Below are 24,784 nucleotides of genomic sequence, written 5' to 3' on the forward strand. Positions count from 1 at the left end.
TTGGTACGTATTTTGCGTAAACTATAAGTTGAATGATTATATATACAATCATTCTAATTGTAGGAGGTGGGTAAGTACATAGACTAAGAAGAAAATTTAATTAACAAAATTTATAGGGAATACACAATAATTAAATTAGAAAAAGTACAGATACCAGTTAATTCCAAGAAAATAAAGGAGGAAATGAACAATGGATGGAAAAAAACAAAGAAGAAATATTGATCTACCCTTAACCATTATAAGTACAGCATTGGTGCTGTTGCTAGGAATATCAATAGCAATATTTCCACAAAAAGGAAAAATGGTTGCAGATAAGCTGTTATGGCTTCTCTTAAATGGTATGGGGTCTGGTTTTTTATGGTTTACAATAATTTCACTTGGAGTATTAACATGGCTCGTATTTTCAAAGTATGGAGAAATCAAATTGGGTAAAACAGATCCTCAATTTTCAAAGATGCAATTTTTTGCAATGATGATTTGTGCTGGGTTTGGATCTGCTACATTGTATTGGGGCTTTTTAGAGACGATTTACTATTATATTGCACCACCATTTGGAATTGAAGCACAATCATCTTTAGCAGTAGAATGGGCATTGACATACAACTACTTTCATTGGGGACCATCGGCGTGGGCATTATTTACTATTTGTGCAATACCTGTATGCTACAGCTTTTATATTAAAGAGGAGCGTCAACTTAAATTAAGTGTAGTTTGTGACAATGCTTTAGGAGGAAAATTATCAAGTCCTTTAAAGAAAATCATAGACGGGTTATTTATTGTAACAGCAATGGGAGGAGTAAGTATTACATTAGGTCTTAGTATACCTATGATTTCTAAATGTATTACTGACTTATTAGGAATATCAGAAAGTTTTGCTATGAACGTCGGTATAATATTATTTATATCTGTTATTTTCACGCTAAGTTCTTACATTGGGCTACAAAAAGGAATGTCTAAGCTTAGTGATTTAAATATGTATTTGTGCATAATATTTACGATTGTTGTATTTATTGTGGGACCTAAGTTGTTTAGTATTAATAATGCTACAAATGCAATTGGACTATTGATAACTAATTATTTTAAAATGAGCTTCTATACAGATCCTGTTACTCAAGGAGGATTTCCTCAGAATTGGACAGTATTCTATTTTGCTTACTGGTTCACATATGGTCCGTTTATGGGAATCTTTATAACAAGAATTGCAAAAGGACATAAATTAAAAGATGTAATTATGATGACATTGGTTGCTGGAAGTATTGGAAGTTTTATCATGATGGGCATATTCCAAAATTATACATTAAATTTACAATTAACAGGTGCTTTAGACGCTGCAGGAATGTTAGCAGCAGGAAAGGATGCAGAGCTTATTCTTCAAGTACTTAAAACATTACCATTCCCTCAAATTATGATTGCAATATTTGCAATAGTTGCAATATTATTTATGGCGACAACTCTTGATGGCTGTTCATTTACATTAGCATCGGTTACTACAAAAAAATTAGATTCAAATGATAATCCAAATCCAATTTTCAAATTATACTGGTGTATGGCTATTGCGTTTTTCCCATTGATGTTAGTATTAATTGATGCTCCTATCAATACAATAAAAACTATTGCAATGGTTGTAGCTACACCTATGTTAATTGTGATAGGTATTGCAAATTATGGTTCAATAAAAGGACTATTAACTAATTTTGGAAAATTGACTAAAGAAGAAATAAAGAGCATAACCAAATGATAAAAGAAGAAATAATAAGAAGTAATAATAAGAAGTAATAATAGGGAAGTAGTAAGTTGACATACTTTAAACATTAAGATAGGGGGTAAAGTTACAATGAAGATTACAAATGTAGAGGTTTTTAAAACAAGAGTAGCTCCGATAGGTGAATTTTGTGCATGGGGTTGGAGTAGTACGAATATTAAGATCACAACTGATGAAGGGATAGTTGGTTGGGGAGAAGCTGATAGTAATGGTGCATTAATTGAAACATTAGTGAATATGCCTAATAGTAATTTTATATCCTATGGACTAAAGGAATTATTAATTGGTGAAAACCCACTGGATATAGAAAGACTGTGGTATAAAATGTACTACAAGACTTTGCATCATGGTCGTGATGCTGCTGCAATACATGCAATTAGTGCTATAGATATAGCATTATGGGATATAGCAGGGAAATATTACAATGTGCCTGTATATCAATTATTGGGTGGTAAATATAGAAATTATATAGATGCTTATGGAACGTTCGTTCCTAGTGATGACCACGAAGAGACAGCAGAAATTGCAAAGAATGCTGTAAAAGATGGTGGATATAAATTGCTTAAGTATGGTGGAGGAAGCTTTGGTACATCAGAAAAATTTGATGTTGATTCTGCAAAAGCGGTTCGAGAAGCAGTTGGCGATGACATAGGTATAGCAATAGATGTATGTAAGCAATGGAAATCATATTCAACTGCATTGTCAAGAGCCAGAAAACTTGAGCAATTCAACCTAGAATGGATAGAAGAACCAGTTGCCCCAGGTGATTATGATTCTTATAGAAGACTTGGAGATAAGATTCAAATTAAGATATCAGGTGGCGAAGCAATTACAACAGTACAAGAAGTAGCTAAATTTATGAAGGAAACAAGGGTAGACATAGTTCAACCTGATGTAACTAACTGTGGTGGAATAACAGAAATTAAGAAAATAGAGATGATAGCTAAACTTTACGGATGTAAACTTATTCCACATGGATTTGGTACAGGTATACTATTTGCTGCAACTATTCATAGCTTAGCGTCTTCAGAGTATGGCGATTTGATGGAATATTCGATAAGTGAAAGTCCGTTATTTAAGTATGTTGACAGAAAACGTGCCATAGCTGTAGATGGTAGAATAGAAGTACCTGACAGAGTAGGGTTAGGAGTAGATATAGATGAGGACGTTCTTAAAGAGTATAGCTATACTTATTAAAACTGATATTATCTATTGAGTAGTTAATTCAGCAAATTACAGAGTAACGGGATTTTGTTTATATATGGGAATCTTCATAACAAGAATTTATAAGAGGACATAAATTAAGAAACGTAATTATGCAGACGATGTTTTGGAACTAGTAAAAACGTTATCCAGATGGATATATTCCCAAATTATACACTAAACTTGGAATTACAAGAACTTTAGATGCTTCAGGAATGTTAGCTACAGGAAATGATGAAGTTAACATTCTTCAAGTAATTAAAACATTATGATAAAAAAAGAAGTGAGAAAGTAACAACAAAGTAATTTTCAGGCTACTTCTTATGAAAATAAAATATAAGTATGAGGTGATTAGTTATGAGTAAACCATTAACAATAAAAAAAGTTGAGTTGTTTGTCTATGGAGATCTTACAATGGCTAGGAAAAAGTGGGGTTTGCATGAACCATGTGATCTTGTTCATAATGTTTGTAGAATTACCACTGAAGATGGATATGTAGGAATAGGAGCGACATATGGTATGAATTATGATTGTGCAGATGTTGTTACTTTCGAGGCAGCCAAAGTATATATGGGTGGTTTAATTGGAAAATCTGCTCTTGATAGAGAATCTATTTGGGGTTGGATGAAGAGTAGAGCTAATGTAGCTACTAATACTACAGTTGCAATGTATGATATAGCACTTTGGGATTTGACTGCTAAATATGCTAATTTACCATTATATCAAATGCTTGGAGCTTGCAGAGATCGAATTCCTGCTTATGCTAGTACAGATACTTATAACACTGATGAAGAATATGTAACTTGGGTTGGTAAAGCTATTGAAAAAGGTTATAAATTCATTAAAATGCATTGTTATTGTAAGATAGAAGATGATCTAAGACTTGTAAAACTTATTCAAGAGAAGTTTGGATATGAAAAAACAGGCGTTAAATTCTGTTTGGATTCTGACCTTAGTTATAATAGAGAAGATTCATATAGAATGGCAAAACTATTAGAGGAATACGATTGGTTTTGGCTTGAATCGCCAATGAATGATTATGACCTTGAAGGGTACAAACAGTTAGTTGAAAAAACTAATATACCAATTTCTTGTGGTGGTAACTGTATGCTTAGCCTTGCAGAAATAGCAACTGGAATAAGATATGGAGCATGGACAGATGTGCGAGCTGATGCTACTGTAAATGGTGGAATTACACCTATGAGAAAAATAATGCATTTAGCAGAAGCTAACTCCATGAGATGTGAAATACAGTCTTGGGGAGATACAATTGCTATGGCTGCAAATCTTCATGTAATGCTGTCTCATGGAAATTGCACATATTTTGAACATGCATACCCACATGATTGCCATGATTTAGCTGCATTAAAACCTTTTGACATAGACAGTGAAGGATATATCAATGCTCCTGAAGGACCAGGACTTGGCGTAGACTTGGACTGGGATGTTGTTGAAAAATATAGAATTAGATATGCTTGCAAAGAATAGTAAATAGTAATTTAGTTTATTAATCTAAAACTCAATAAATCTAAAATATATTAAAGGAACATAATTGGGGCATTGTCCCCAAATCCTGAGGATTATAGCATTAGTTTTCTCTTGAACGCAAAACGGGCAACAAGTTGCCCGCGTTCAAGTCAGAAACTAATAACCGCTCAGGCTGCTCATCAGCATAGCCTTATCCTGTAACTAGTTAATAATTATTGAGCATTATTTGCTAAATTAAAGAATGGTATACATAACAAAAATCAAGTGTAAACAGATTATTCGACAAAATATAAAATTCTAATACTGTAAATTTCGACAGTTTCAATCTTTGCTATTAGTAAGAGAGTACACAAAATTATTTACAAGTCCTTTTGATACACCTAGTAATTAAAAAATACTTAATTCTAATTCATTTGACAAGTCTTCTAAAAGCTTTACGCCTCCTATACTATTACCTTTTTTATCTAATGATGGACCTATAACACCTATACCCATTTTTTTTGGTACAACAGCAGCTATTCCACCACCAACACCACTTTTGGCAGGTAAACCTACATTCACGGCAAACTCACCTGAACCGTCATACATACCACAAGTAGTCATTATAGCTTTTACTGTTTTACATATTGATTTACTGAGTATTTGTTTATTATTGCATGGCAAAAATCCATCAGTTGCAAGTACGACGCTCATGTAAGCAATGTCTTTACATGTTACTTCTATTGAGCAAAGTTTAAAGTATACGTCTAGTATTTCATCTACATCATCATCAATTATACCTGTGCTCTTCATGTAGTATGCTAAAGCTCTATTTCTGTCGCCAGTATTTTTTTCTGATTCATAGACATTATAATTAATCTTCAAATTGGGATTATTCGTAATTTCTTTTAAAAAACCAAAAATCCTATTAAATTTATCTTCAGCAGTTAATCCATAAACTAATGATATTGTTGCTATTGCACCAGAATTAATCATAGGATTTAGTGGTTTATGAGAATTTTTTGTTTCCAAATTTATTATAGAATTGAATCCGTCTGAAGTAGGTGCACAGCTTATTTTAGTATAAAGTTTGTTGATATTGTTATCTGTTAAAGCGCACATGAATGATGCTATTTTGGAAATACTTTGAATCGTAAATTTAGTCTTATAATCTCCTGCATAATATTCATTACCATCAACATCACAAATAAATATGCCTAAAGTATCAGGATTACTATTAGATAGTTCAGGTATATAAGTGGCAACGTTTCCATATTGCGTCCAAGACCTATTTTTATCAACAAGAGAATACAACAAATTTTGCATAATATGTCACCCTTCTTATTAATTTTTAAAAATGTACATACTAATAATACAATATAATCCTACAATAAACAATCAATATTTTAAATATTGACTAATTTTGACATTTGACTTAAATGGTGTTGTAAAATATAATTATGATAATCGATATCATTTTTTCATACAATTTTGTAAAATTATTTAACATTTGAAAAGGAGTGGTTTAATGGACTGTTGTGATTGTAAAAGCTTTATAGATGTTTTAAAAAAAGAGGTAGTTCCTGCTTTAGGATGTACTGAGCCTATAGCTGTTGCATTAGCTACTGCTAAAGCAAGAGAAGTATTAGGAAAAGAGGCTGAAAGGTTAGAGGTTTATGTAAGTCCTAATATATATAAAAATGGAATGGGAGTAGGAATACCGGGAACAGGATCAACGGGTTTGGATATAGCAGCGGCATTAGGTGCAATAGGTGGTAAAGCTGATGCTGTATTGGAGGTATTAAAAGATACAAGCGAACAAGATATAAAACAAGCAAAAGAAATGGTATCGCAAAAACTAGCACAAGTTAAGCTTAAAAAAACAGATATTAAACTGTATGTAGAAGCAATATGCTTTAATGGTAAAGATTTTGCTAAAGTAATCATAAAAGATAATCATTCAAATATTGTTTTTGTTCAGTTAAATGATGACATTGTATTAAAAAAAGATGATGATAAAAAAGAAAAAAAAGAAAAAAAAGAAAAAGTAGACAGTGAAGACAAACGTTTTCTGAGTGTTAAAAAAATATATGATTTTGCTTTAAGTGTTGATATAAAAGATATTGAGTTTTTACTTGAAGGAGTAAGGCTTAATAAAAATATAGCTAAAGAAGGTTTAAATAATGATTATGGGTTAAAAGTAGGAAAAACTTTAGCTGAAAGTATTAAAAAAGGAATATTAGCTGATGATATTCAAAATTATGCAATGGCTTTAACCGCAGCAGCTTCCGATGCCAGAATGGATGGGTGTATGATGAGCGTTATGAGTAATTCTGGTAGTGGTAATCAAGGATTAACAGTAATACTTCCAGTAGTAGCAGTGGCAGAGAAACTAAAGAGTAATCAAGAAGAATTAATAAGAGCATTAGCATTAGCTAATTTGATTGCAATACACATAAAATCATATCTAGGCCGGCTTTCTGCATTGTGCGGTTGTGTAGTAGCATCAGCTGGAGCAAGCTGTGGAATAACATACCTTATGGGTGGTAAATTTGAGAATATAGTATTTGCATTAAAGAATATGATAGGAAATATAACAGGTATGATATGTGACGGAGCAAAAACAGGCTGTGCCTTAAAAGTGTCAACAGGAGTAAGTGCAGCTATACAATCAGCATTACTAGCAATTAACGGAATAGAAATATCAGAGAAAGATGGAATAATACATCAAGATGTAGAAGAAACAATAAAAAATATAGCTAAAATTGGTTCACAAGGTATGAAACAAGCAGATGAACTTATACTTGAAATTATGACATCCAAATAAATATAATATGAAAAGCCTAAATTAAGCATTAAAGCAGAATTTAGGTTTTTTTATTTTACTTAATTTACTTAATGCTTTTACATATAATAAAAAATAAATATATTGTAATATGGAGAATATTATATATTATGCTATAATAATCTTAAAATGGGAAAGGAGTATTTAAAATGAATGATAAATCAAATGAATGTGAAAAAGTTTTTAAATTTAGATTTATTGCATTACTTTGTTTATATGTTAGTCTTTTTATTTTGGTTTTAAGTGTAATAAATATTTTGTTTATAATTCTGGGAATAGGTACATTTGTTGCTTATATAGTTCTAAATACAATGTATTGGAAATGTCCTTATTGTAATAGAGGGTTTGAGATGAGACACGGCTCTATGGACAAAATGACGCATTGTCCATATTGTGGTAATAAACTGAGGAATCCTCCATATAACATGTACCGATAGACCAGTGTATTTATAAACCAACTATGTTATAATAAGGCGTAAGTGTGAAATCTTTCACCTACGCATCTTAAAAAAGGAAGTGTAATTTATATGAAGAAAAGACTAATCGTACTATTAGTAGTTTTGTGTATTTTTATTTCTTTACATGTACAAGCAACAAATGTTGATTGGAAACTTTATAAAGATACACAGCTGATTAAATTAGATAATCAGTTTGAAATTGTTAACAATAAAATATATCTTCCAGTCAAGGAAGTATTGGAGCTTTCAGGTGACAAGGTAACAATTAATGATAGTAATATTGTAGCTCAAAATGATGATTTACATAGGGAGTTTATGATTTATAATGAGTATGGTGAATTAGTCGTAGTAGATTTATTCTATGAGAGATATTCAAGTATGTATGTAAATGACAAGTTATATACTGAAATAGATTTTTTTAAGAGAAACACGTCTTTTAAAATAACTGTTGATTATGACAAAAAGGAAATTTGTTTGAATCCTGAGTATGAAAAATTGTATACTGCTATAAACGATTTTATTTATAACAATAATATGATGGAGGTTTCATCTTTACATAGTAGTTATTTTAAATACAAAGAAAACTTTAAAATTTCAAAAAAATACAAAAGTAAAACTGAAGGGTATTTTAGCTGGAATAATAAAGAATGTCAGCTGCGATATACTTTATTAGGAAAGACAGATGGAGTTATAAAAATGACTGATATTCCGAATTGTAATATAGATATAGACTACTTTGATGATAATTATGTTGATGGATATAAAATAGGTTTAAATAATAAAAAAATATATTCTATTTCAGGTCTTAAGAGTAGCAATGATATTGACATAGAAAATATAGTGCTTGAAGTACTTGAAGATTCTAAACCAAATGTATTTAAGAATATAGTAAATATAAGCAATGAAATACTAAAAAATATTGCTATAGATAATGTTGATGTTGAATGTATGGATAAAACGAACCATAAATATAAAATTAAATTTAATGATTTGCAGCAAGTAGTTTCTAATTCTGAAGATTTAAGTTTTGAAATTAATTGCGAAATTGATGATAATAAATTGACTGGATTAAAATGTAAAGCTGTTATGGAGGATAATAATGATTATTTAGAAAAAATTACTTTAAATATGGACTATGATATAAAATATGTGAAAAATTTAAAAGCTCTAAATAAAAAAATAGATAAATTAAAAGAAGAAACAAGTAAAGAAGTTTTACCAAAAAAATATGACATTCATAAAGTAGTAACATTTAAAGATCCGTTATTTGAAAAGATAGTCAGAAAAGAAATAAATAAACCAGTTGGGGATATATATCCTTTAGAACTTTTAGGCATAGAATATTTAGATGATGACTTATTAGATGAAGAAGAAAAGATAAATAATATTGATGGTATACAATATATGCTAAACTTAGAAGAATTATATTTAAATGATAATAGTATATCAGACATATCATACCTAAGCGGATTAACTAATCTTCAAGATTTGGCGATGTATAATAATAAAATCAGTGACATATCAGCTTTAAGAGATTTAGAAAATTTAGAGTTATTAAATTTAGAGAATAACAAAATCAAAGATATTAGTTGTTTAAAGGATTTATGTAAATTAGATACTTTAGTACTTAATAATAATAATATAGATAGATTACCAAGATTAAGTGGAATTAGTTTATTAGAATTAGGTTCAAATAATATAAAAGATATATCTTCAATAGTAAATATGTATGGATTGTGGTATTTAGATATTAGTAATAATCAAATATCTGATATTTCATGGATAAATTCAAATATTGATTTAGAAATAGTTGATTTATCAAATAATAAAATAATTGAATTACCATCATTTGAAAATTTAACTGAGATAATGGAATTAGATTTGTCAAATAACAAGATAAGTGATATTGAGACTTTGGGTTCATTACAATATTTAGAAGAACTTAAGGCTGCAAATAATAATATTGACAGTATTCCTGTATTTAGCACTGATACATTGTATGAGTTAGATTTATCGTCAAATAATATTACTGATATATCTAATTTAAGTAACTTAAAAAGCTTAATGGAGTTAAATTTATCTAATAATAATATTGAAGATGTAACACCTTTAAAAGATATGTATTTATCATGGCTGTTTTTAGATTATAATCAAATAAAAAATATAGATATGTTAGAGTTTTCAGAACTTGAAAAATTGACATTAAGTAATAATCAAGTTGAAAGCATTAATCCAAATTATATAGGAGCAAATACAATTGAAATTTTGGATATAAGCAATAATAAAATTAAAAAACTTGACTTTTTATTAAAATTAAATAATCTTAAGAATTTAATAATAAGTGGTAACCCAATAGAGGATAATACGATTTTAAATAGCTTAATGGGTGTTATAGTAGAGTAAAAAGGGGTGTATATACATGAAAAAGAGGTTTATATTGTATTTTGTTATTATGTTTATTTTTGTAGGTTTTAGAGTTGATGCTACTAACAATAATTGGAAATTATATAAAGACGGAAAACAGATTATACTAGATAATCAAATTCAAATAACAGATAATAAAATATATTTACCAGTAAAAGCTTTATTTGAAAAGCTTGATAATAAAGTTACTTTTAATGATAACAGTTTTGTAGTTGAAAACGATGATTTAACAAGAAAATTTGATATATCTGAAGATAAGTCCCAGATTTATAATAAATATTTTGACTATTATTATTCAAGTATATATATAGATAACAATTTGTATGCTGAATTTGATTTCTTTAGAGATAATTTACTTGCAAAACTATCCTATGATGAATTCGAAAGAAAGGTATATGTTGATACACAATGTACTAGATTAGTTACGGCGCTTAATAAATTTGTGTATAATGAAAATATGTTTATAATAAATGCAAATAGTAAATTTGAAATGCAAGGAAAGAATAAATTTAAATTCTTAAGAAATGTGAAAAATAAATCTTTTTATGATATTGTTTGGAATGATGAAGAAAAAAAATATGATCAGACATTACTATCAAAATCAACAGGTGAATTAAAAAGTAATAATGAATCATTGAAAATAGATGTAGAATACTTTAATAGAGGCTATGATGGATGTAAGTTTATATTTGACAATAAGACAAGTTATTGCAATTCTCAGAGTATTTATTATGACCAATCTGAACTATTAAAGTTATTTCCGGAATGTACTAATTCTATGTTTTTAGATATTAATGCGTATAATGATGAAATAATTAAGTTTATCGAAGCTGACAGCATTGATATAGAAATCAAAGAACTGAGTAATGATAAATGTAGCTATAAATTTAAAATAGAGGATTTTAAAGCATTTAACAGAGAGTTTGGTGGTTTTGATTTTAAAGATTATAATATGCAAAATGTTAAATTCAAAAACGAAATTACATATGAAATTGATAAAGAAAACAATTTGACTGCAATAAAACTACATTCTTCTATTAAAGATACTGCAAAAGAAAGCTATTTAAAGAGCATTTTGATAGATTTCGATTATAATATAAAACCTTTGAAAGATTCTACAGAATTTATAAAACAACTATCTGATTTAGAAGAGGAAGTTTACAAGGAATTATATCCTGATATAGATGCAAGAAAAGTTGTAGTATTTAAAGATAAAGTATTTGAAAAAGTTGTTAGAGATGAAATTGGAAAACCTTGCGGCGATATACATGCATTTGAATTATTAAATATCGACTGGTTAGAATATGATGGTGAAGGTAAAGAAAAAATAAGCAATATAGATGGAATTCAATATATACATAACTTAAGGATTCTAAATTTAGATAACAATAATATTTCGGACATTTCGTATCTGTCTAATATGGAAAAATTAGAGGGTTTGTATATAAACAATAACCAAATTTCAGATATATCTAATTTAAATACAAATAAAAAATTATCACATATATATCTTGAAGGTAACAAGATAACGAAAATACCATCATTTAATAATTTGACTGAAGTTTATTCTTTAAGTTTAGATAATAACCAAATAACTGATATATCAAAACTTTATACTATGCCTAATTTAGAATTTTTATATTTGAACTCTAATAAAATAAGCGATCTTAAACCTTTACAAGCATTTAATAACTCTAAGCTGGAAGAAATAGAGCTTGCTAAAAATCAAATTGTAGATGCTAGTCCTCTAAAAGGACTGCCAAATTTACGTAAAGCTAATCTTGCACAAAATAAAATCAGTGACTTGCAGTGCTTTGATGGAATGGGACTATGTACATTAGATTTATCAATTAATAATATTAGTGATTTGTCGAAATTAAAAAACATGAAAAATTTAGAGTATTTGAATTTACAGTATAATAATATTACTGATATAACTCCACTTAAAGATTTTAAATTGGTATGGCTTCACTTAGATAATAATAAATTGAAGAAAATAGATGTATTACCTTGCAAACAGCTGAGATACTTGACTTTAAGTAATAATCAAATCGAAAAAATTGATACAAATGTCTTTGATTGCAATAATAATATTGAGTTATTAGACATAAGAAATAATAAAATTAAGAATATTGATTTTGTATCAAAAATAAATGCATTGAATCAAATTGAAGTTAGAGGAAATCCTATAGATGCAGAATCTTTAAAAAAATATAAGAACTTGATTCTTCATATAACTGAGGATTAATAAGTATTTGGGGCGAAAAGCCCCTTTAATATATAAAAAAATGCACAATTACAAAGGAGAAATTTACATGACTATAGAACAAAAAGTATATGATGTATTAGATAATTTAGCTATACCCTATGAAAAATTTGCACATAAAGCTTTATATACAGTAGACGAAGCAAATAAGTTAGGTATTTATATTCCGGGAGTTCACTGTAAAAACCTCTTTATTAGAAATAGAAAAGGAAACAAGCATTATCTTGTAATTTTAAAAGATACAAAACAAGCTAACTTAAAAGGTTTATCAAAGCAAATAAATAGTACAAATTTAAGCTTTGCTTCACCAGAAAGATTGTTTAGATATTTAAAGCTTATGCCAGGGTCGGTTACACCATTTGGACTTATAAATGATAGTGAGAAGCATGTTGAAATATTAATAGACAATGAATTGAAAAAATCTGAATATATTTGTTTTCATCCAAATGTAAATACAGTGACAATAACTATACCTTATAATGGTTTTGAAAAGTATTTAAAATGGTGTGGAAATAAAATTAGGTACGTTGAGATATAAAGAAAATTAAAATCTACGATTTTATGTGAATTGCTGACTTATTTGAAGAATGAGATTTGTTAATGAATTTATAGCTTTGAATTTACTAGATTTAAATTAGATTCTTTGCTTAAATATATAGCATATTATACAAAGGAGGAAATTAAATGATACCTAAATTACATGAAGCTTTTATAGATAAATCAATAGAAATTTTGAAAAATGATACGAGGATTTTAGGGGTTACTATAGGAGGTTCTTATATTAACAAGAGTATGGATGAATATTCAGATATTGATCTTGTCATAGCTATAAAGCCAGATAGTACACAGCAAGTAATGAGTGAAAGATTCGAAATAGCTGAAAAGCTGGGGAATCTGCTTTCAGCATTTACTGGTGAACATGTTGGTGAACCTAGATTAATAATATGTCTATATGGACCACCATTATTGCATGTAGATCTTAAATTTGTATCGCTAGATGATGTTAACATTAGAGTTGAAGATCCGATTATCTTATGGGAAAGAGAACATGCAATTTCCAATCAGTTTAAATTGAATGATGCTAAATTTCCATTACCTGGCTTGCAATGGATAGAAGATAGATTTTGGGTATGGGTTCATTATGGTGCAACAAAAATTGGAAGAAAAGAAATATTTGAAACTATAGAATTCATTTCATTTCTTAGACAAACAGTGATAGGACCATTATTACTAATGAAAAATAGTAAATTACCACGTGGTGTTAGAAGAATTGAATATGATGCACCCGAAGATTTAGATATGTTAATAAGGACAGTTCCAAGCTATGATGTTCAAAGCTGTGTTAATGCATTATTTATCATTATAGATTTATATAGAGATTTACGAGAATATCATGCTACAGATGATTTAATAATACATTCACAAGCAGAAAAATATTCTATAGAGTATTTAAATAATGTTGAATATGACTAATGTAAACAAAGAGAAAAAAGGATAAAGTTATTTGTTATAGAATATTATTATGTAAGCAAAGATAATATAACATAATTCTTCAGGGGGCTTTAAAATGAAATTAGGAACACTATGCTATATAGAGAATAATAACAAAACTTTAATGCTACATAGAATAAAGAAACAAAATGATATACATGAAGGTAATTGGATTGGCTTAGGTGGGAAAATAGAAAACGGAGAGAGTCCAGAGGAATGTGTCATTAGAGAAATCAATGAGGAAAGCGGACTTATATTAAAAGAACCAAAGCTAAGGGGTATACTCACATTTCCAAGCTTTGCAAACGATGATGATTGGTATGTATATCTATATACTGCTACAGAGTTTGAAGGTGAACTCAGAGATAGTGATGAAGGAGTATTAAAATGGATAGACAATGATAAATTATTGGATTTACCAATGTCACAAGGAGACAAGCTATTCTTAAAATGGCTAAAAGAGTATAATATATTTAGTGCTAAATTTGTATATGAAAACAGTATCTTAATAGATTATGATTTAACTATTAATGCTTAAAGCTTTTAATAGAGGTGATTATTATAATGTTATACAGTGTAATTAATATTGATATAGTAGGCAGTAGAAAATTGGTAAATAGAAAAATAATACAAGAAAAAATTAATTATTATATTAGCTATATGAATAAAGAATATATTGATTTATTATTATCACCCATAACTATTACATTAGGTGATGAATGGCAAATAATATTGAAAACACCTAGTAAAAGCTACAGAATAATAGATAAATTTCAAGAACTACTAAGAGAAGATAATATAAAAATATATGCAGGTATAGGTTTAGGTAAGCTTAGTACAAAGGTATATAAAGATATTCGTCTAATGGATGGGGAATGTTTTATAAATGCAAGGAAAGCATTAAATATAGTAAAAAATAAGAACACTTTTTATAATCATTTTATCAATACTAAAAAGAATAGGATTTATTTTTGTGGAGAGATTGAAACTTTTATAGAAAAGAATGATAAATATAGCATAAATCTAGATGAAATAGCAGCAACATCTGATATGATAGGTACAGATGACAACTTTTCTATAAATGCATTAATAAATGCGCTAATAGAAAATACCGAGGTATTAAAAAATAATATAACGAATAAACAACAAGAAATAATAAACCTATATAAAAAATATGGTTCATACAACAATATTATAAAGGGAAATAATCTACTGACAAAATCAAGTATTAGTCAAAAGCTTAATGATTCAAACTTTTTTGTCATCAATAAAAATAACTTAATAATAGAATTGTTGATAGAATATTATTGTAAAATCAGAGAGGATAGTTAAATGTTGATAAGATTAATTCTGACATTGTATATATCTCATCTTCTATGCGATTTTGTTTTTCAAAAAAAATACCTATTAGAGCTTAGGTTTAAGAAGCATGGGAAAATAATAAAAAAATTAAGATATTCTGTATTAGGAAATTTAATTCATAGCTTAATGCATTTTTTATGTAGTCTAGCTTTATTATATTTATTATGTTTTAATATAAGTTTTAGAAATATTCTATTAGTGTCCGCATCTATAGCAATCTCTCATTTCATAATAGACCAGTCAAAATCAATAATAATCATAATGAAATCTTCATTTAGAAATAACATACATGTATTTATAATAGATCAGATATTTCATATAATATCAATAATACTATTTTCTGAATTAGTTTTAAATCAAAGTATCTACCTTGATATGTTCAATAGCATAACTAGTGTAGATAAAGTACTAATTACTATAATAGTCTTATTAATCAGTACCTATGGAATAGGAATATTTATCAATAAGTTTATTAAGTACATCAATATAAAAAAATGTGAAGATTATTTGTATATAAAAAAGAATAAAGGGCTAAGTGCTTATAATGGTGGATTTATTGTAGGTGTTTTAGAAAGGATTTTTATTTTAATGGTAATAGCAATAGGACAGCCAACTATGCTTGTCTATGTTTTAACAGCAAAATCTATTGTCAGATTTAAAAAACTAGACGATAGTAGGTTTGCAGAATACTTTCTTATTGGTACTTTTATAAGTTTTATTGGAGGTATAATAGGAGGTATAGTATTAAGATATTTAAATATAATCCCAATTATCATATAAAATAGTTAGTGGTAAATTATTTTTCTTTGCATATACAATAGCTTCTCTTGCTCTATAAAAGCAAGGTCCATCTAATTGGTTGACAGTTAACTCAAAATTATGTATTATCACATCACCAACACCAATACCAACATAGAATTTTATATCATATAAAGCTTCTTTAAAAAAATTTATTAATTTTATGTAATTACAAGGATATTTTAAAAGCCCTTGCCATTCATCTCCTAAAGTAATGATAAATGGCGATACAATTACATCCTTGAAAGTATTATTAGCTTTTTTTAAAGTATCAATTAATCTATATTGAATTTCTTCTCTATTATTCAATTGCTTAGAACCCTTTATATCACAAATCATAGTGCAATAAAGCATATAGTACCTCCTATACAAACAGTATAGACTATTTCCTTAACTATCAAACAGTTTGCATTATAATATGAACTGTTATCTCTATTTAATTATCAACAATAATTTACAAATGTATTCAATAATCAGGAAGATAACAAAAATAAAATTAGTTATACCCTGATTATTCATATAACTTTGAATAATGTGCTGTAAAATTCTGATTTGAAGGCACACAGAATTGGTATGCCCGCCATTTAATGGACATCTTATAATCAGAAGGAATTTTATTAATGAATTTCCTATTCATTTCTCTAATATGAAACTCACTACTCATTTTCATTCCTAGGAGTAAGTGATTCACAAGAAATCATAGATTTCTGTTCTCTACTCATGAGTAAGCGACTCACATAAAATTACAGATTTTAGTTCTCTGCTCAAAATCAAGATTTAGGTTCACTGCTCATAATTTTCTATGAATAATCTGGGTTATAGTATTATGATATGATACATTTAAGGTTAGAGTGAATCGTTACTCAGAAGAAGATTGTACATAAAATCATAGATTTTTAGTTCTCTGATCATAGTATTTATTTTCTATTGTTAATGCTCGCTTGATATATCCACGCCTTGCTCACAACGTATGCCGATAGTTGATTGCTTATTATGCCGATTCAATTCGAGAGGAAAACCATGGTAGTCCATGGTTTAATCCATCTCCAGCACTTTATTAACTTCTTTGATTGAGTATGCTATGCACTCTGCATCGATTGGATAACTATATTACTGATGACGCTGGTAAAGTTGTTTTGTTAATGCAAGTAGTATTACTACTAATAGTATTGCTTCAATACAAATTCAAGAAGAAGGTATATTAATAAATAGTAATTATTATACACAAGAAGAATTTGACGAATTATTAGCAACTGCTATAAAAATAGAAAAGCCAACAGTAAACGAAGGTAAAATGGGAACTCAATCTGTTGCAGTTTTAGTAGCTGGAACTTGGTGGATACCAGGTGTAGGTGAAGTAGTTATAACTGTGGCTGGAGTAATTGTAATTGGTGGAGCGGTTATTTCGGGTGGAACATGGGTATATAATAAAGTAGTAAATTGGTTTGAAGCTAAAGCTGATTCAGAATATGAAGATGCTAAAGACGATGGAACTGAAACTGACGATCATGAAGTTGTAAAAGGCAAATCATCTCTCCCTACAAAAGGGAAGCCACGTTCATTAAAAGATTTAGATGATGGAAATGGTGTGAAACAAAGACGGTATTATGACGAAAATGGAAATGCAGACATGGATATTGATTATAGACATGGTGGAACTGGCTCTCATACTTTTCCACATAGGCATGATTGGACAAATGGAAGCAGAGGAAGTGCTTATTAAAGAAAGGATGAAATTATGAAATATAACTATGAAAATTTGATAGAAGATTTACAGCAAGGTCGAGAAATTGAATTTTCTTATAAGGACAAAGATTATGCAATTGTTAATCATGCTAATTATTGGTTTTTAATTTTTTCAGATGTTAAATTACAAGTTCCTTTATGTAAATTTGAAGATAAACAAAAATTGACTGAATTAGTAGGGTTAATAGCTGTGGAAGATGTAAATTTAGAAAAAATTTTCAATAAAAAATTATACGATGAAAACTCACTATATATTTTATAAAACGCTATATTTGATTTTGTTTTGAATTTTTAGTGAGTGGAACTTCATATTGAGTACAGTTAATCATTATTACAATGGTTGACTGTACTTTTTATTGCATAAAAAAGCAATTGAAAATATTTGTTATATGGATTAAAATATTATAGTAAGCGGAAAATATTTTTGGTCTTAGCTTGACATTTGAGTAACTATATGTAAAATTTTCTGTTTTAGTTAACAACTGGTTTAAATCATTATATATACATACGTTATCGTATCTGCTCCCGTTTCTTTCAACATATTCCCTAAACTATCATATATAAATTTGTTGTCGATTTTTGTAGTAATTTTGTGGTAATAATATATAGCATTAATTTATAAAATATGGTATTATTATACTGTAAATGAGATTATATATTAAAAAAGGAGGGAATTATGAAAAAAATAGGCAAAAATCATATTTTACTAGTTGTTGTATTAGTACTTGTACTAATTGTTTCTCAAGGAATAATTGCTTTTGCTGCGGTTTATGTATGGGATAGGGATGCTGTGGATAGTGGTGGTCATTTGGACTGGGATGGTGATACAAAGTACACAGATGAAGTATCTTTTGCTGTGGACTTATGGAATGGGCATAGACCTGGTACAATAAGACCTGACTCACTTACTGTTATAGAAGATGTGTGGGTAGAAGATATGAATGTTACAGGTGGTTCTTATGGTACTACAACTATTCCTAGTGGCGGAGGTCATGGAACTATAAGGTTAAACTCTTATTATTTTGATGATACCTTTACAGAAGATAACAGAAATAAAACTACAGCACATGAATTTGGACACGCACTAGGACTTGACGAAAACAATAGTGGTGTATCAGCAATTATGAGACAAGGTAAATATTCTTATAGTTCATTACATCAGGATGACAAAGACTCTTTTGATGATGCAGCAACAAGATATTAAGTGTATAGATTAATATCATGAAATAGTAGATATCTAGTTCGTTTAAATATATATAGAAAGGATAGTATTATGAAAAAAAATACTTTTATTATAGGATTTGTACTTTGTTTAGTGGCAGTATTAGGCTTTAGTAATCAAATATTACCTAACCGGGGCAACCTCGTTATGAAAGGAGACCATTCTTATGACGTTAATAATCCGTATGAAACTGTAGGTAATGGAGATTACGTTTTTGTGGCACTTATTGAAGAAGAGTTAGGGAATAATTATCCTAATTTACGAGAAACTCATGATGGTCTAAAAGGAGGAGATTTTCCTTTTTCTGAATATTCTATTACGGTAATTGATAATATAAAGGGTAAACTAAAAAAGAACCAATCTATAGAATTATCAGTTTTAGGTGGTATTACTTATGATCAAAAATCAACTGTAACATATGAAGGACTTGCTTTACCAGAAGTAGGTAAATATTATATTATAGTAGCTAATGGAGATCCTAATCTAGGGCTTGTTGCTGTAAATTCTAATACAGTTATAGAATTGCCTTATGACAACAAATCAGATATAATATCTTCAAAAGAATATAAAGATTATATGAAATATTATAAGGACGAAGTGAAAATCGAAAGAAAGAGATTCGGAACAGAGTTTGATGAATAGGCTATAATTTTAATGTAGCAAAACTAGAATACTTTAGTATTCTAGTGATTGATATAAGATAAAAATTTCAAACAGTGTATTAAAATGCTTAAGCCTTATGGTTTAAGCATTTTTAATTATGATAGTTTCTGTATTTTGTCTCTCTCTTCTATTGAGACTGATATTAGAGCTAGGAGTCAAACATTCTAATTTAATGATGAAGGGAACACTATACTATCAAGGAAGCATATAATATCTACTTAGTAAAAATGATACCTCTGGTTATTTTAATGCACAACAGATAATATATTGTTAATGCTCGCTTGATATATCCACGCCTTGCTCACAATGTATGCCGATAGTTGATTGCTTATTATGCCGATTCAATTCGAGAGGAAAACCATGGTAGTCCATGGTTTAATCCATCTCCAGCACTTTATTAACTTCTTTGATTGAGTATGCTATGCACTCTGCATCGATTGGATTCAGATGTTGTATTAGTTTGAGTGACATTTGTCAACCAACCAGTACCATGGGTCATAAATCTATTGAGTAAAGAATCTAAAGTTAATGAGATCTGTTTCTTATAACATTTAATCCATTCGGCTTTAAGAATACTATCAAGTCTTTGACGGTTAGCTGAAAACTGTTTATTCCAGATGCGAATGGTAGAATCATCAGCAGGACATGATGTACCAGTACCATCAAGTTCAGACTCAACAATCTCACAAGCATAATGTTTATAAGGTTGTATCAGATCTGGGAGCTCGTTATGTAATTTGCCACAAGACGTACATTTTAGTCTTCTGATTACATAAATCACTGTTGTACCATCAGATTCTATAATTTTTCTATTTCTTTTATCATAGACTGAAAGCCTCTGATTGCAACAAGGACAGAGACTAGTCTCTTTACTTACAATTATAATATTAGATTTAGGATTGCATATTTTCTCGTATAATGATATGATAACCATAGTTTTTGGAGGCACCATTATATGAGATACCGACTGACAGGAAGGATATCATATAGTGGTGCTTTTCTCCTTTTCACCTTCTTACTTATAAATTTATATAAGTTTACTATATGATGATGGACAAAGCAAATGGTCTAATCATTTATGAATAAGACAATCATTATGAGCTAGGCATTGACAAAGCTATAGGGCACAAACATTCTATGAATAATCTGGATTTAATATTTTTCAAAAAAGAAGTGATATAGAATTATTCTATATCACTTCTTTTCTACAACTTGTTTATAATGTTTATTGAAATATATCCATATGAATCCTAATGTTACAACTATTATATTAAAAATTGACTGATGCGCTGTATAGTAGTCAACTGCTGCATTTAAATATGGTCCAGCTATAAATCTCATCATTTCATATATCATATATATCACCTTTCTTTTTTAGGTTTTAGCAGCTTTAAAGCTGCTAAAACCTAGATTTGTAGTTTATTTGTCTAGATCTGGTAATATTGCATATTTTATTCCCTCTTGTCTTCCAATACTTTCTAATGCATCTATTGCTTTAGACAAAGGATATTCATCAGTGATAAATAAACTTCCATCTATTTGTTTTGAAGCTAATAGCTCTAATGCCATTTGAACATGATAAGGGGTATGGTGATAAACTGCTTTAATTTGTATTTCTTCATAATGAAATTTCTGACAGTCCATTGTGAAAGTAGTACCTTTTTTTGTTCCTCCAAAGGTAAGAACTAATCCTCTAGGTCTAACCATATTTACAGCATTTTCCCAAACTTTAGGAAAACCTGTAGCTTCTATTACTACATCTGCACCTTTTGATTCTGCGGTTAAACTTCTTACTTTATTTATATGATCATTATCTTGGGCATTTACGGTATACATAGCACCATATTTCTTAGATTCCTCTAACCTATAATCAGATAAATCTACTGCTATAACTTTTGCTCCCTTTAATGCTGCTAGCTTCACAAACATAAGTCCTATTGGACCTGTTCCGATTACAACTACTGTCTCTCCAACATTTATTGGAGTTCTATCAATTCCATGAAGAGCACATGCTAATGGTTCAAGCAGAGCTGCTTCTTTATAATCTAAATTATCAGGTATCTTATAAAAATTATATTTAACTAGCTGTTCAGGAACTGCTACATATTCTGAATATGCTCCATTTAGATATTGTAAATTTTCACATAAACTATACATATTTCTTTTGCAAAAATAACAATCAAAGCATGGAACTGAATTTGCACCAACAACTCTATCTCCAATTTTAAACTTAGTCACATTATCTCCAATTTGTACAACTTCTCCTGAAAATTCATGTCCAAAAGTAGATGGCACGCTTTTAATTATTGTTGGATGACCTCTTTTATAAGTTTTTAAATCCGTTCCACAAGTTAATGCAGCTTTTACTTTAACAAGTATTTCTCCAGTATTAATAATAGGTATATCTGTTTCTTCAAATCTTACATCTCCTGGTGCATAAAACATTTGAGCTTTCATTTTACCTATCATCATATCACCTGCTTATTTTATTTATTGTCCATAATTTGCTTTTGTATCAGCTTGCAAGAACTTACACATTTCTTCATCAAGAGGTTTTAATTCTCCAAGTTGTGATGCTAAATGTGTTACTTTTGCAGATTCTTCAACAATAACAGCATTAACAAATGCCTGATCAATATTTTCTCCAACTGCGAAAACTCCATGCTTTTCCATTAATACAGCACTATCTTGTCCTAACCATTCTATAGTAACTTCTGCTAAATCAACTGTTCCCATTGGTCTAAAAGGTGCACATTTAATTTTTCCACCTACTAATGCTGCTGCTTCAGCAGTTACACACGGCATTTCTATACCTGCACATGCCCAAGCAGTACAATAAGTAGAATGTGTATGAACTATACCGCCAACATCTTCTCTTTTTCTATAAGCTGTGCAATGAAGAGGTGCTTCTATAGAAGGTTTTCTTGATCCATCAATTTTATTGCAGTCTACATCTAAAACAACTATATCTTCTGGTTTTAAACTTTCATAGGGCATACCACTTGGAGTTATACAAATATATCCTGTTTCTTCATCTCTCAAACTAAAGTTTCCAAAAGTTAAAGGGACTAGATTTTCTTTTTGAACCGATAAAGCAATTTCAATAACCTTTTTTCTTTGTTCTTCTAACATCATAATAATGCACTCCTCTTAATATTTATTATTTTATTTATTTTAATAGAATTTTAATTTATAATGGTAATGGTATTGTTTTTTTTGATGGGACTGTCTCACAATGGTAAATTACTGCGTTATTGAAATGTTACACGACTAATCACGTACCCTTAATACGCTCATATCCGTGTGAAATTCAAAGCCTTGTACTTTAACCATTCTGAAACAGCCCTGGAAGTGTCTTATAAGACACTTCCTTCTTCTTTTTAGGTAGAATTATATACCTGTAAAAAATTGAACAATTTTATAAATAAGATATGGTACCAAATGAGCGCCTCCATCAATAGATGAAATAGTAGTTGCTCCTTCTGGGAAATTGAATTTTGCCGCATGTCCCATTATCGTTGATACTTCTGCTATATCAGTTGCTATATAAAGTATAGCTATCATAAAAATAGTACCTGTAATGATTCCTCTAAATACATTACCTTTTGAAGGTAAAACTGCCCAAATCATAAAAATCGGCATAATTGCAAGATCAGTAAATGGAAGCAATCTATTACCAGGTAATATTGCTGCTAGTAAAAGAGTTATAGGTATCATAACAAGTCCTGTTGCTAATACAGCAGGATGGCCTACTGCCAAAGCTGCGTCAAGTCCAACATATACTTCTTTTCCTGGGAATTTTTTCTGCAAGAATTCTCTTGCACTTTCTGATAAAGGTAGTAAACCTTCCATTAATATTCTAACCATTCTTGGCATGATGAACATAACAGCTGACATGCTAATGCCAAGTTGAATAATGCCTTGTGCACCGTATCCAGCAAGCGCTCCAATACCTGCACCAAGGATAATACCCATTAACATAGGTTCTCCAAATAATCCAAATTTCTTTTGAATAGCATCTGTATCTAATTGTATTTTATTTATTCCTGGTATTTTATCTAATATTTTATTAATGATAATTCCTAATGGAGCCCAAGATACAGTTTCTGTATGAGGTAATGACACGCCTGGTAATCCAAAGAAATCTTGTACTAATGGTGCGGATAAATCTGCAAACTTTAATATAATAATAAATGACAATCCAGCAGCAGCTAATCCTAATGCAACGCTACCTGTTAAATACTGTACTAAAGCTCCAGCAAAGATAAAATGCCAATAATTCCATAAATCTACATCCATAGTTTTAGTCCAGTTCATAGCAAGCATAATAAAGTTAATAGCGATACATATACCAAATACGGCTGGAACTATTGAAGTACCAAAACTTATTGATGCTGATATTGGCCAACCAACATCCATTACATCAAGTGTTAAACCCCATCTCTCAACCATAGCAGCAGTAGCTGGTCCTAAGTTGCTTACTAGTAAGCCCATTACAAGATTGATACCTGCAAAACCAATTCCAATAGTTAAACCTGCTCTAAATGCTTTTGAAAACTTTTGTCTAAATAGTAAACCTAAAATTGTTACAATGATTGGCATCATTACCGTTGGTCCAAGATCAAGAATAAATTGAATAAATTGCATTTCCATTCCTCCCAACTATTATTTTGTGTTATTAGTTCAATTATTTATCTAAGCTTTTAAGATGTTCTGCAATAGCATCAGCGAGGTTATCTCCACCTATACCTGTTAAAAATGGTATAGCTAAGAATTTTTTAACTCCACCTGCTGCACTATCACTTACTGGTGTTGTGTGAACGATTACATGAGGCATGAAAACTGGAACTTTCGTTGCTACTTCAGTAACTCTACATTCAATAACCTCAACATCTAAGCCTCTTGCTTTAAGCAATTTCTTGCAGTTTTCAGCTGCAACTGTTGAAGTCGCGATACCTGTACCACAAACTGATAAAATTCTAAATTTCATAATTATTACTCCCTTCTATTTTTGGTTTATTGCTTCAGCACTCCTTTCCATTAATAAATTTTATATTTTAATAAAACAAATCATAAT

At 29.4% G+C, this 24,784-nt stretch carries 24 protein-coding genes; 16 read left to right on the top strand and 8 right to left on the bottom strand.

The annotated features are described in order from the left end of the window. Positions 1 to 190 precede the first annotated feature (190 nt). From AYC61_RS04060 to AYC61_RS04070, 3 genes are all read left to right on the top strand, one after another. A complete protein-coding gene (locus AYC61_RS04060; RefSeq protein WP_066497260.1) occupies positions 191 to 1,738 on the top strand; it encodes a BCCT family transporter in 1,548 nt (515 codons plus the stop codon). 96 nt (positions 1,739 to 1,834) lie between these two features. Then, positions 1,835 to 2,959: a mandelate racemase/muconate lactonizing enzyme family protein gene (locus AYC61_RS04065; protein WP_066497262.1), complete on the top strand. Its 1,125-nt coding sequence runs from the start codon at positions 1,835 to 1,837 to the stop codon at positions 2,957 to 2,959. Positions 2,960 to 3,322: 363 nt separating this feature from the next. Next, positions 3,323 to 4,453, top strand: a complete 1,131-nt coding sequence (locus AYC61_RS04070) for a mandelate racemase/muconate lactonizing enzyme family protein (protein ID WP_066497263.1) — start codon at positions 3,323 to 3,325, stop codon at positions 4,451 to 4,453. 387 nt (positions 4,454 to 4,840) lie between these two features. Here AYC61_RS04070 and glsA read toward each other — a convergent pair whose 3' ends face one another. Further along, on the bottom strand, positions 4,841 to 5,758 hold the full coding sequence (gene glsA / locus AYC61_RS04075; protein WP_066497265.1) for a glutaminase A: 918 nt from the start codon (positions 5,756 to 5,758) through the stop codon (positions 4,841 to 4,843). A gap of 202 nt (positions 5,759 to 5,960) precedes the next feature. Here glsA and AYC61_RS04080 point away from each other — a divergent pair, with 202 nt between their 5' ends. The 9 genes from AYC61_RS04080 (at position 5,961) to AYC61_RS04120 (ending at position 16,058) form a co-directional block, all read left to right on the top strand. Beyond that, entirely contained in the window at positions 5,961 to 7,259 is a 1,299-nt protein-coding gene (locus tag AYC61_RS04080) for an L-cysteine desulfidase family protein (protein ID WP_066497266.1), read from the top strand. Between the two features lie 167 nt (positions 7,260 to 7,426). Beyond that, a complete protein-coding gene (locus AYC61_RS04085; protein ID WP_066497268.1) occupies positions 7,427 to 7,714 on the top strand; it encodes a transcription initiation factor IIE subunit alpha family protein in 288 nt (95 codons plus the stop codon). A 90-nt stretch (positions 7,715 to 7,804) separates the two neighbouring features. Next, a complete protein-coding gene (locus AYC61_RS04090; RefSeq protein ID WP_066497269.1) occupies positions 7,805 to 10,138 on the top strand; it encodes a leucine-rich repeat domain-containing protein in 2,334 nt (777 codons plus the stop codon). Between the two features lie 16 nt (positions 10,139 to 10,154). After that, a complete protein-coding gene (locus AYC61_RS04095; protein WP_066497277.1) occupies positions 10,155 to 12,407 on the top strand; it encodes a leucine-rich repeat domain-containing protein in 2,253 nt (750 codons plus the stop codon). Positions 12,408 to 12,474: 67 nt separating this feature from the next. Next, complete coding sequence (locus AYC61_RS04100) at positions 12,475 to 12,963, top strand: prolyl-tRNA synthetase associated domain-containing protein (RefSeq protein ID WP_066497280.1); 489 nt, start codon at positions 12,475 to 12,477, stop codon at positions 12,961 to 12,963. A gap of 146 nt (positions 12,964 to 13,109) precedes the next feature. Beyond that, entirely contained in the window at positions 13,110 to 13,898 is a 789-nt protein-coding gene (locus tag AYC61_RS04105; RefSeq protein WP_066497285.1) for a nucleotidyltransferase domain-containing protein, read from the top strand. Between the two features lie 94 nt (positions 13,899 to 13,992). After that, a complete protein-coding gene (locus AYC61_RS04110) occupies positions 13,993 to 14,454 on the top strand; it encodes an NUDIX hydrolase (protein WP_066497291.1) in 462 nt (153 codons plus the stop codon). A 26-nt stretch (positions 14,455 to 14,480) separates the two neighbouring features. After that, positions 14,481 to 15,248 (top strand): SatD family protein, encoded by a 768-nt coding sequence (locus tag AYC61_RS04115; protein WP_066497293.1) that lies wholly within the window; start codon positions 14,481 to 14,483, stop codon positions 15,246 to 15,248. After that, positions 15,249 to 16,058, top strand: coding sequence for a DUF3307 domain-containing protein (locus AYC61_RS04120; RefSeq protein WP_066497297.1), 810 nt, complete (start codon positions 15,249 to 15,251; stop codon positions 16,056 to 16,058). Here the strand turns inward: AYC61_RS04120 and AYC61_RS04125 are convergent. Beyond that, positions 16,032 to 16,430 carry a SatD family protein gene (locus tag AYC61_RS04125; RefSeq protein ID WP_066497300.1) on the bottom strand — a complete coding sequence of 133 codons (399 nt, stop codon included), beginning with the start codon at positions 16,428 to 16,430 and terminating at the stop codon, positions 16,032 to 16,034. The two genes, AYC61_RS04120 and AYC61_RS04125, sit on opposite strands and share 27 nt — an antisense overlap. 940 nt (positions 16,431 to 17,370) lie before the next feature. Between AYC61_RS04125 and AYC61_RS04130 the strand changes: the two genes are divergently transcribed. The 4 genes from AYC61_RS04130 (at position 17,371) to AYC61_RS04145 (ending at position 19,686) form a co-directional block, all read left to right on the top strand. Next, positions 17,371 to 17,799 carry a hypothetical protein gene (locus AYC61_RS04130; protein WP_066497301.1) on the top strand — a complete coding sequence of 143 codons (429 nt, stop codon included), beginning with the start codon at positions 17,371 to 17,373 and terminating at the stop codon, positions 17,797 to 17,799. 15 nt (positions 17,800 to 17,814) lie between these two features. Then, positions 17,815 to 18,084 (top strand): hypothetical protein, encoded by a 270-nt coding sequence (locus AYC61_RS04135; protein ID WP_066497302.1) that lies wholly within the window; start codon positions 17,815 to 17,817, stop codon positions 18,082 to 18,084. A 414-nt stretch (positions 18,085 to 18,498) separates the two neighbouring features. After that, positions 18,499 to 19,026: a zinc metalloprotease gene (locus AYC61_RS04140; RefSeq protein WP_066497305.1), complete on the top strand. Its 528-nt coding sequence runs from the start codon at positions 18,499 to 18,501 to the stop codon at positions 19,024 to 19,026. Positions 19,027 to 19,095: 69 nt separating this feature from the next. Beyond that, the gene (locus AYC61_RS04145; protein WP_066497306.1) at positions 19,096 to 19,686 is read left to right on the top strand and encodes a hypothetical protein; all 591 of its coding nucleotides are present in this window, start codon (positions 19,096 to 19,098) and stop codon (positions 19,684 to 19,686) included. 418 nt (positions 19,687 to 20,104) lie between these two features. Here AYC61_RS04145 and AYC61_RS22250 read toward each other — a convergent pair whose 3' ends face one another. The 6 genes from AYC61_RS22250 to AYC61_RS04170 all read right to left on the bottom strand — a co-directional run bounded on the left by AYC61_RS22250 (position 20,105) and on the right by AYC61_RS04170 (position 24,697). Beyond that, on the bottom strand, positions 20,105 to 20,659 hold the full coding sequence (locus AYC61_RS22250; protein WP_420806803.1) for a DUF6431 domain-containing protein: 555 nt from the start codon (positions 20,657 to 20,659) through the stop codon (positions 20,105 to 20,107). A 242-nt stretch (positions 20,660 to 20,901) separates the two neighbouring features. Next, positions 20,902 to 21,063, bottom strand: coding sequence for a hypothetical protein (locus AYC61_RS21000; protein WP_156456335.1), 162 nt, complete (start codon positions 21,061 to 21,063; stop codon positions 20,902 to 20,904). A gap of 63 nt (positions 21,064 to 21,126) precedes the next feature. Continuing rightward, entirely contained in the window at positions 21,127 to 22,164 is a 1,038-nt protein-coding gene (locus AYC61_RS04155) for a zinc-dependent alcohol dehydrogenase (RefSeq protein WP_242866734.1), read from the bottom strand. 33 nt (positions 22,165 to 22,197) lie between these two features. Continuing rightward, positions 22,198 to 22,842, bottom strand: a complete 645-nt coding sequence (locus AYC61_RS04160) for a class II aldolase/adducin family protein (protein ID WP_066497318.1) — start codon at positions 22,840 to 22,842, stop codon at positions 22,198 to 22,200. Positions 22,843 to 23,097: 255 nt separating this feature from the next. Then, on the bottom strand, positions 23,098 to 24,354 hold the full coding sequence (locus AYC61_RS04165; protein WP_066497321.1) for a PTS transporter subunit IIC: 1,257 nt from the start codon (positions 24,352 to 24,354) through the stop codon (positions 23,098 to 23,100). A gap of 40 nt (positions 24,355 to 24,394) precedes the next feature. Next, positions 24,395 to 24,697, bottom strand: coding sequence for a PTS sugar transporter subunit IIB (locus AYC61_RS04170; RefSeq protein WP_066497322.1), 303 nt, complete (start codon positions 24,695 to 24,697; stop codon positions 24,395 to 24,397). Positions 24,698 to 24,784 lie beyond the last annotated feature (87 nt).

It is taken from the genome of Abyssisolibacter fermentans (genome assembly GCF_001559865.1).
GTDB classification, from domain to species: Bacteria; Bacillota; Clostridia; order Tissierellales; family MCWD3; genus Abyssisolibacter; species Abyssisolibacter fermentans.

Coding starts and splice junctions, on each gene's coding strand:
- AYC61_RS04155 (WP_242866734.1), bottom strand. CDS start 22,164: ATGAAAGCTCAAATGTTTTATGCACCAGGAGATGTAAGATTTGAAGAA.
- AYC61_RS04060 (WP_066497260.1), top strand. CDS start 191: ATGGATGGAAAAAAACAAAGAAGAAATATTGATCTACCCTTAACCATT.
- AYC61_RS04070 (WP_066497263.1), top strand. CDS start 3,323: ATGAGTAAACCATTAACAATAAAAAAAGTTGAGTTGTTTGTCTATGGA.
- AYC61_RS04080 (WP_066497266.1), top strand. CDS start 5,961: ATGGACTGTTGTGATTGTAAAAGCTTTATAGATGTTTTAAAAAAAGAG.
- AYC61_RS04085 (WP_066497268.1), top strand. CDS start 7,427: ATGAATGATAAATCAAATGAATGTGAAAAAGTTTTTAAATTTAGATTT.
- AYC61_RS04110 (WP_066497291.1), top strand. CDS start 13,993: ATGAAATTAGGAACACTATGCTATATAGAGAATAATAACAAAACTTTA.
- AYC61_RS04065 (WP_066497262.1), top strand. CDS start 1,835: ATGAAGATTACAAATGTAGAGGTTTTTAAAACAAGAGTAGCTCCGATA.
- AYC61_RS04140 (WP_066497305.1), top strand. CDS start 18,499: ATGAAAAAAATAGGCAAAAATCATATTTTACTAGTTGTTGTATTAGTA.
- AYC61_RS04105 (WP_066497285.1), top strand. CDS start 13,110: ATGATACCTAAATTACATGAAGCTTTTATAGATAAATCAATAGAAATT.
- AYC61_RS04120 (WP_066497297.1), top strand. CDS start 15,249: ATGTTGATAAGATTAATTCTGACATTGTATATATCTCATCTTCTATGC.
- AYC61_RS04145 (WP_066497306.1), top strand. CDS start 19,096: ATGAAAAAAAATACTTTTATTATAGGATTTGTACTTTGTTTAGTGGCA.
- AYC61_RS04165 (WP_066497321.1), bottom strand. CDS start 24,354: ATGCAATTTATTCAATTTATTCTTGATCTTGGACCAACGGTAATGATG.
- AYC61_RS04170 (WP_066497322.1), bottom strand. CDS start 24,697: ATGAAATTTAGAATTTTATCAGTTTGTGGTACAGGTATCGCGACTTCA.
- glsA (WP_066497265.1), bottom strand. CDS start 5,758: ATGCAAAATTTGTTGTATTCTCTTGTTGATAAAAATAGGTCTTGGACG.
- AYC61_RS22250 (WP_420806803.1), bottom strand. CDS start 20,659: ATGGTGCCTCCAAAAACTATGGTTATCATATCATTATACGAGAAAATA.
- AYC61_RS04125 (WP_066497300.1), bottom strand. CDS start 16,430: ATGCTTTATTGCACTATGATTTGTGATATAAAGGGTTCTAAGCAATTG.
- AYC61_RS04160 (WP_066497318.1), bottom strand. CDS start 22,842: ATGATGTTAGAAGAACAAAGAAAAAAGGTTATTGAAATTGCTTTATCG.
- AYC61_RS04135 (WP_066497302.1), top strand. CDS start 17,815: ATGAAATATAACTATGAAAATTTGATAGAAGATTTACAGCAAGGTCGA.
- AYC61_RS04100 (WP_066497280.1), top strand. CDS start 12,475: ATGACTATAGAACAAAAAGTATATGATGTATTAGATAATTTAGCTATA.
- AYC61_RS04090 (WP_066497269.1), top strand. CDS start 7,805: ATGAAGAAAAGACTAATCGTACTATTAGTAGTTTTGTGTATTTTTATT.
- AYC61_RS21000 (WP_156456335.1), bottom strand. CDS start 21,063: ATGATATATGAAATGATGAGATTTATAGCTGGACCATATTTAAATGCA.
- AYC61_RS04130 (WP_066497301.1), top strand. CDS start 17,371: ATGGGAACTCAATCTGTTGCAGTTTTAGTAGCTGGAACTTGGTGGATA.
- AYC61_RS04115 (WP_066497293.1), top strand. CDS start 14,481: ATGTTATACAGTGTAATTAATATTGATATAGTAGGCAGTAGAAAATTG.
- AYC61_RS04095 (WP_066497277.1), top strand. CDS start 10,155: ATGAAAAAGAGGTTTATATTGTATTTTGTTATTATGTTTATTTTTGTA.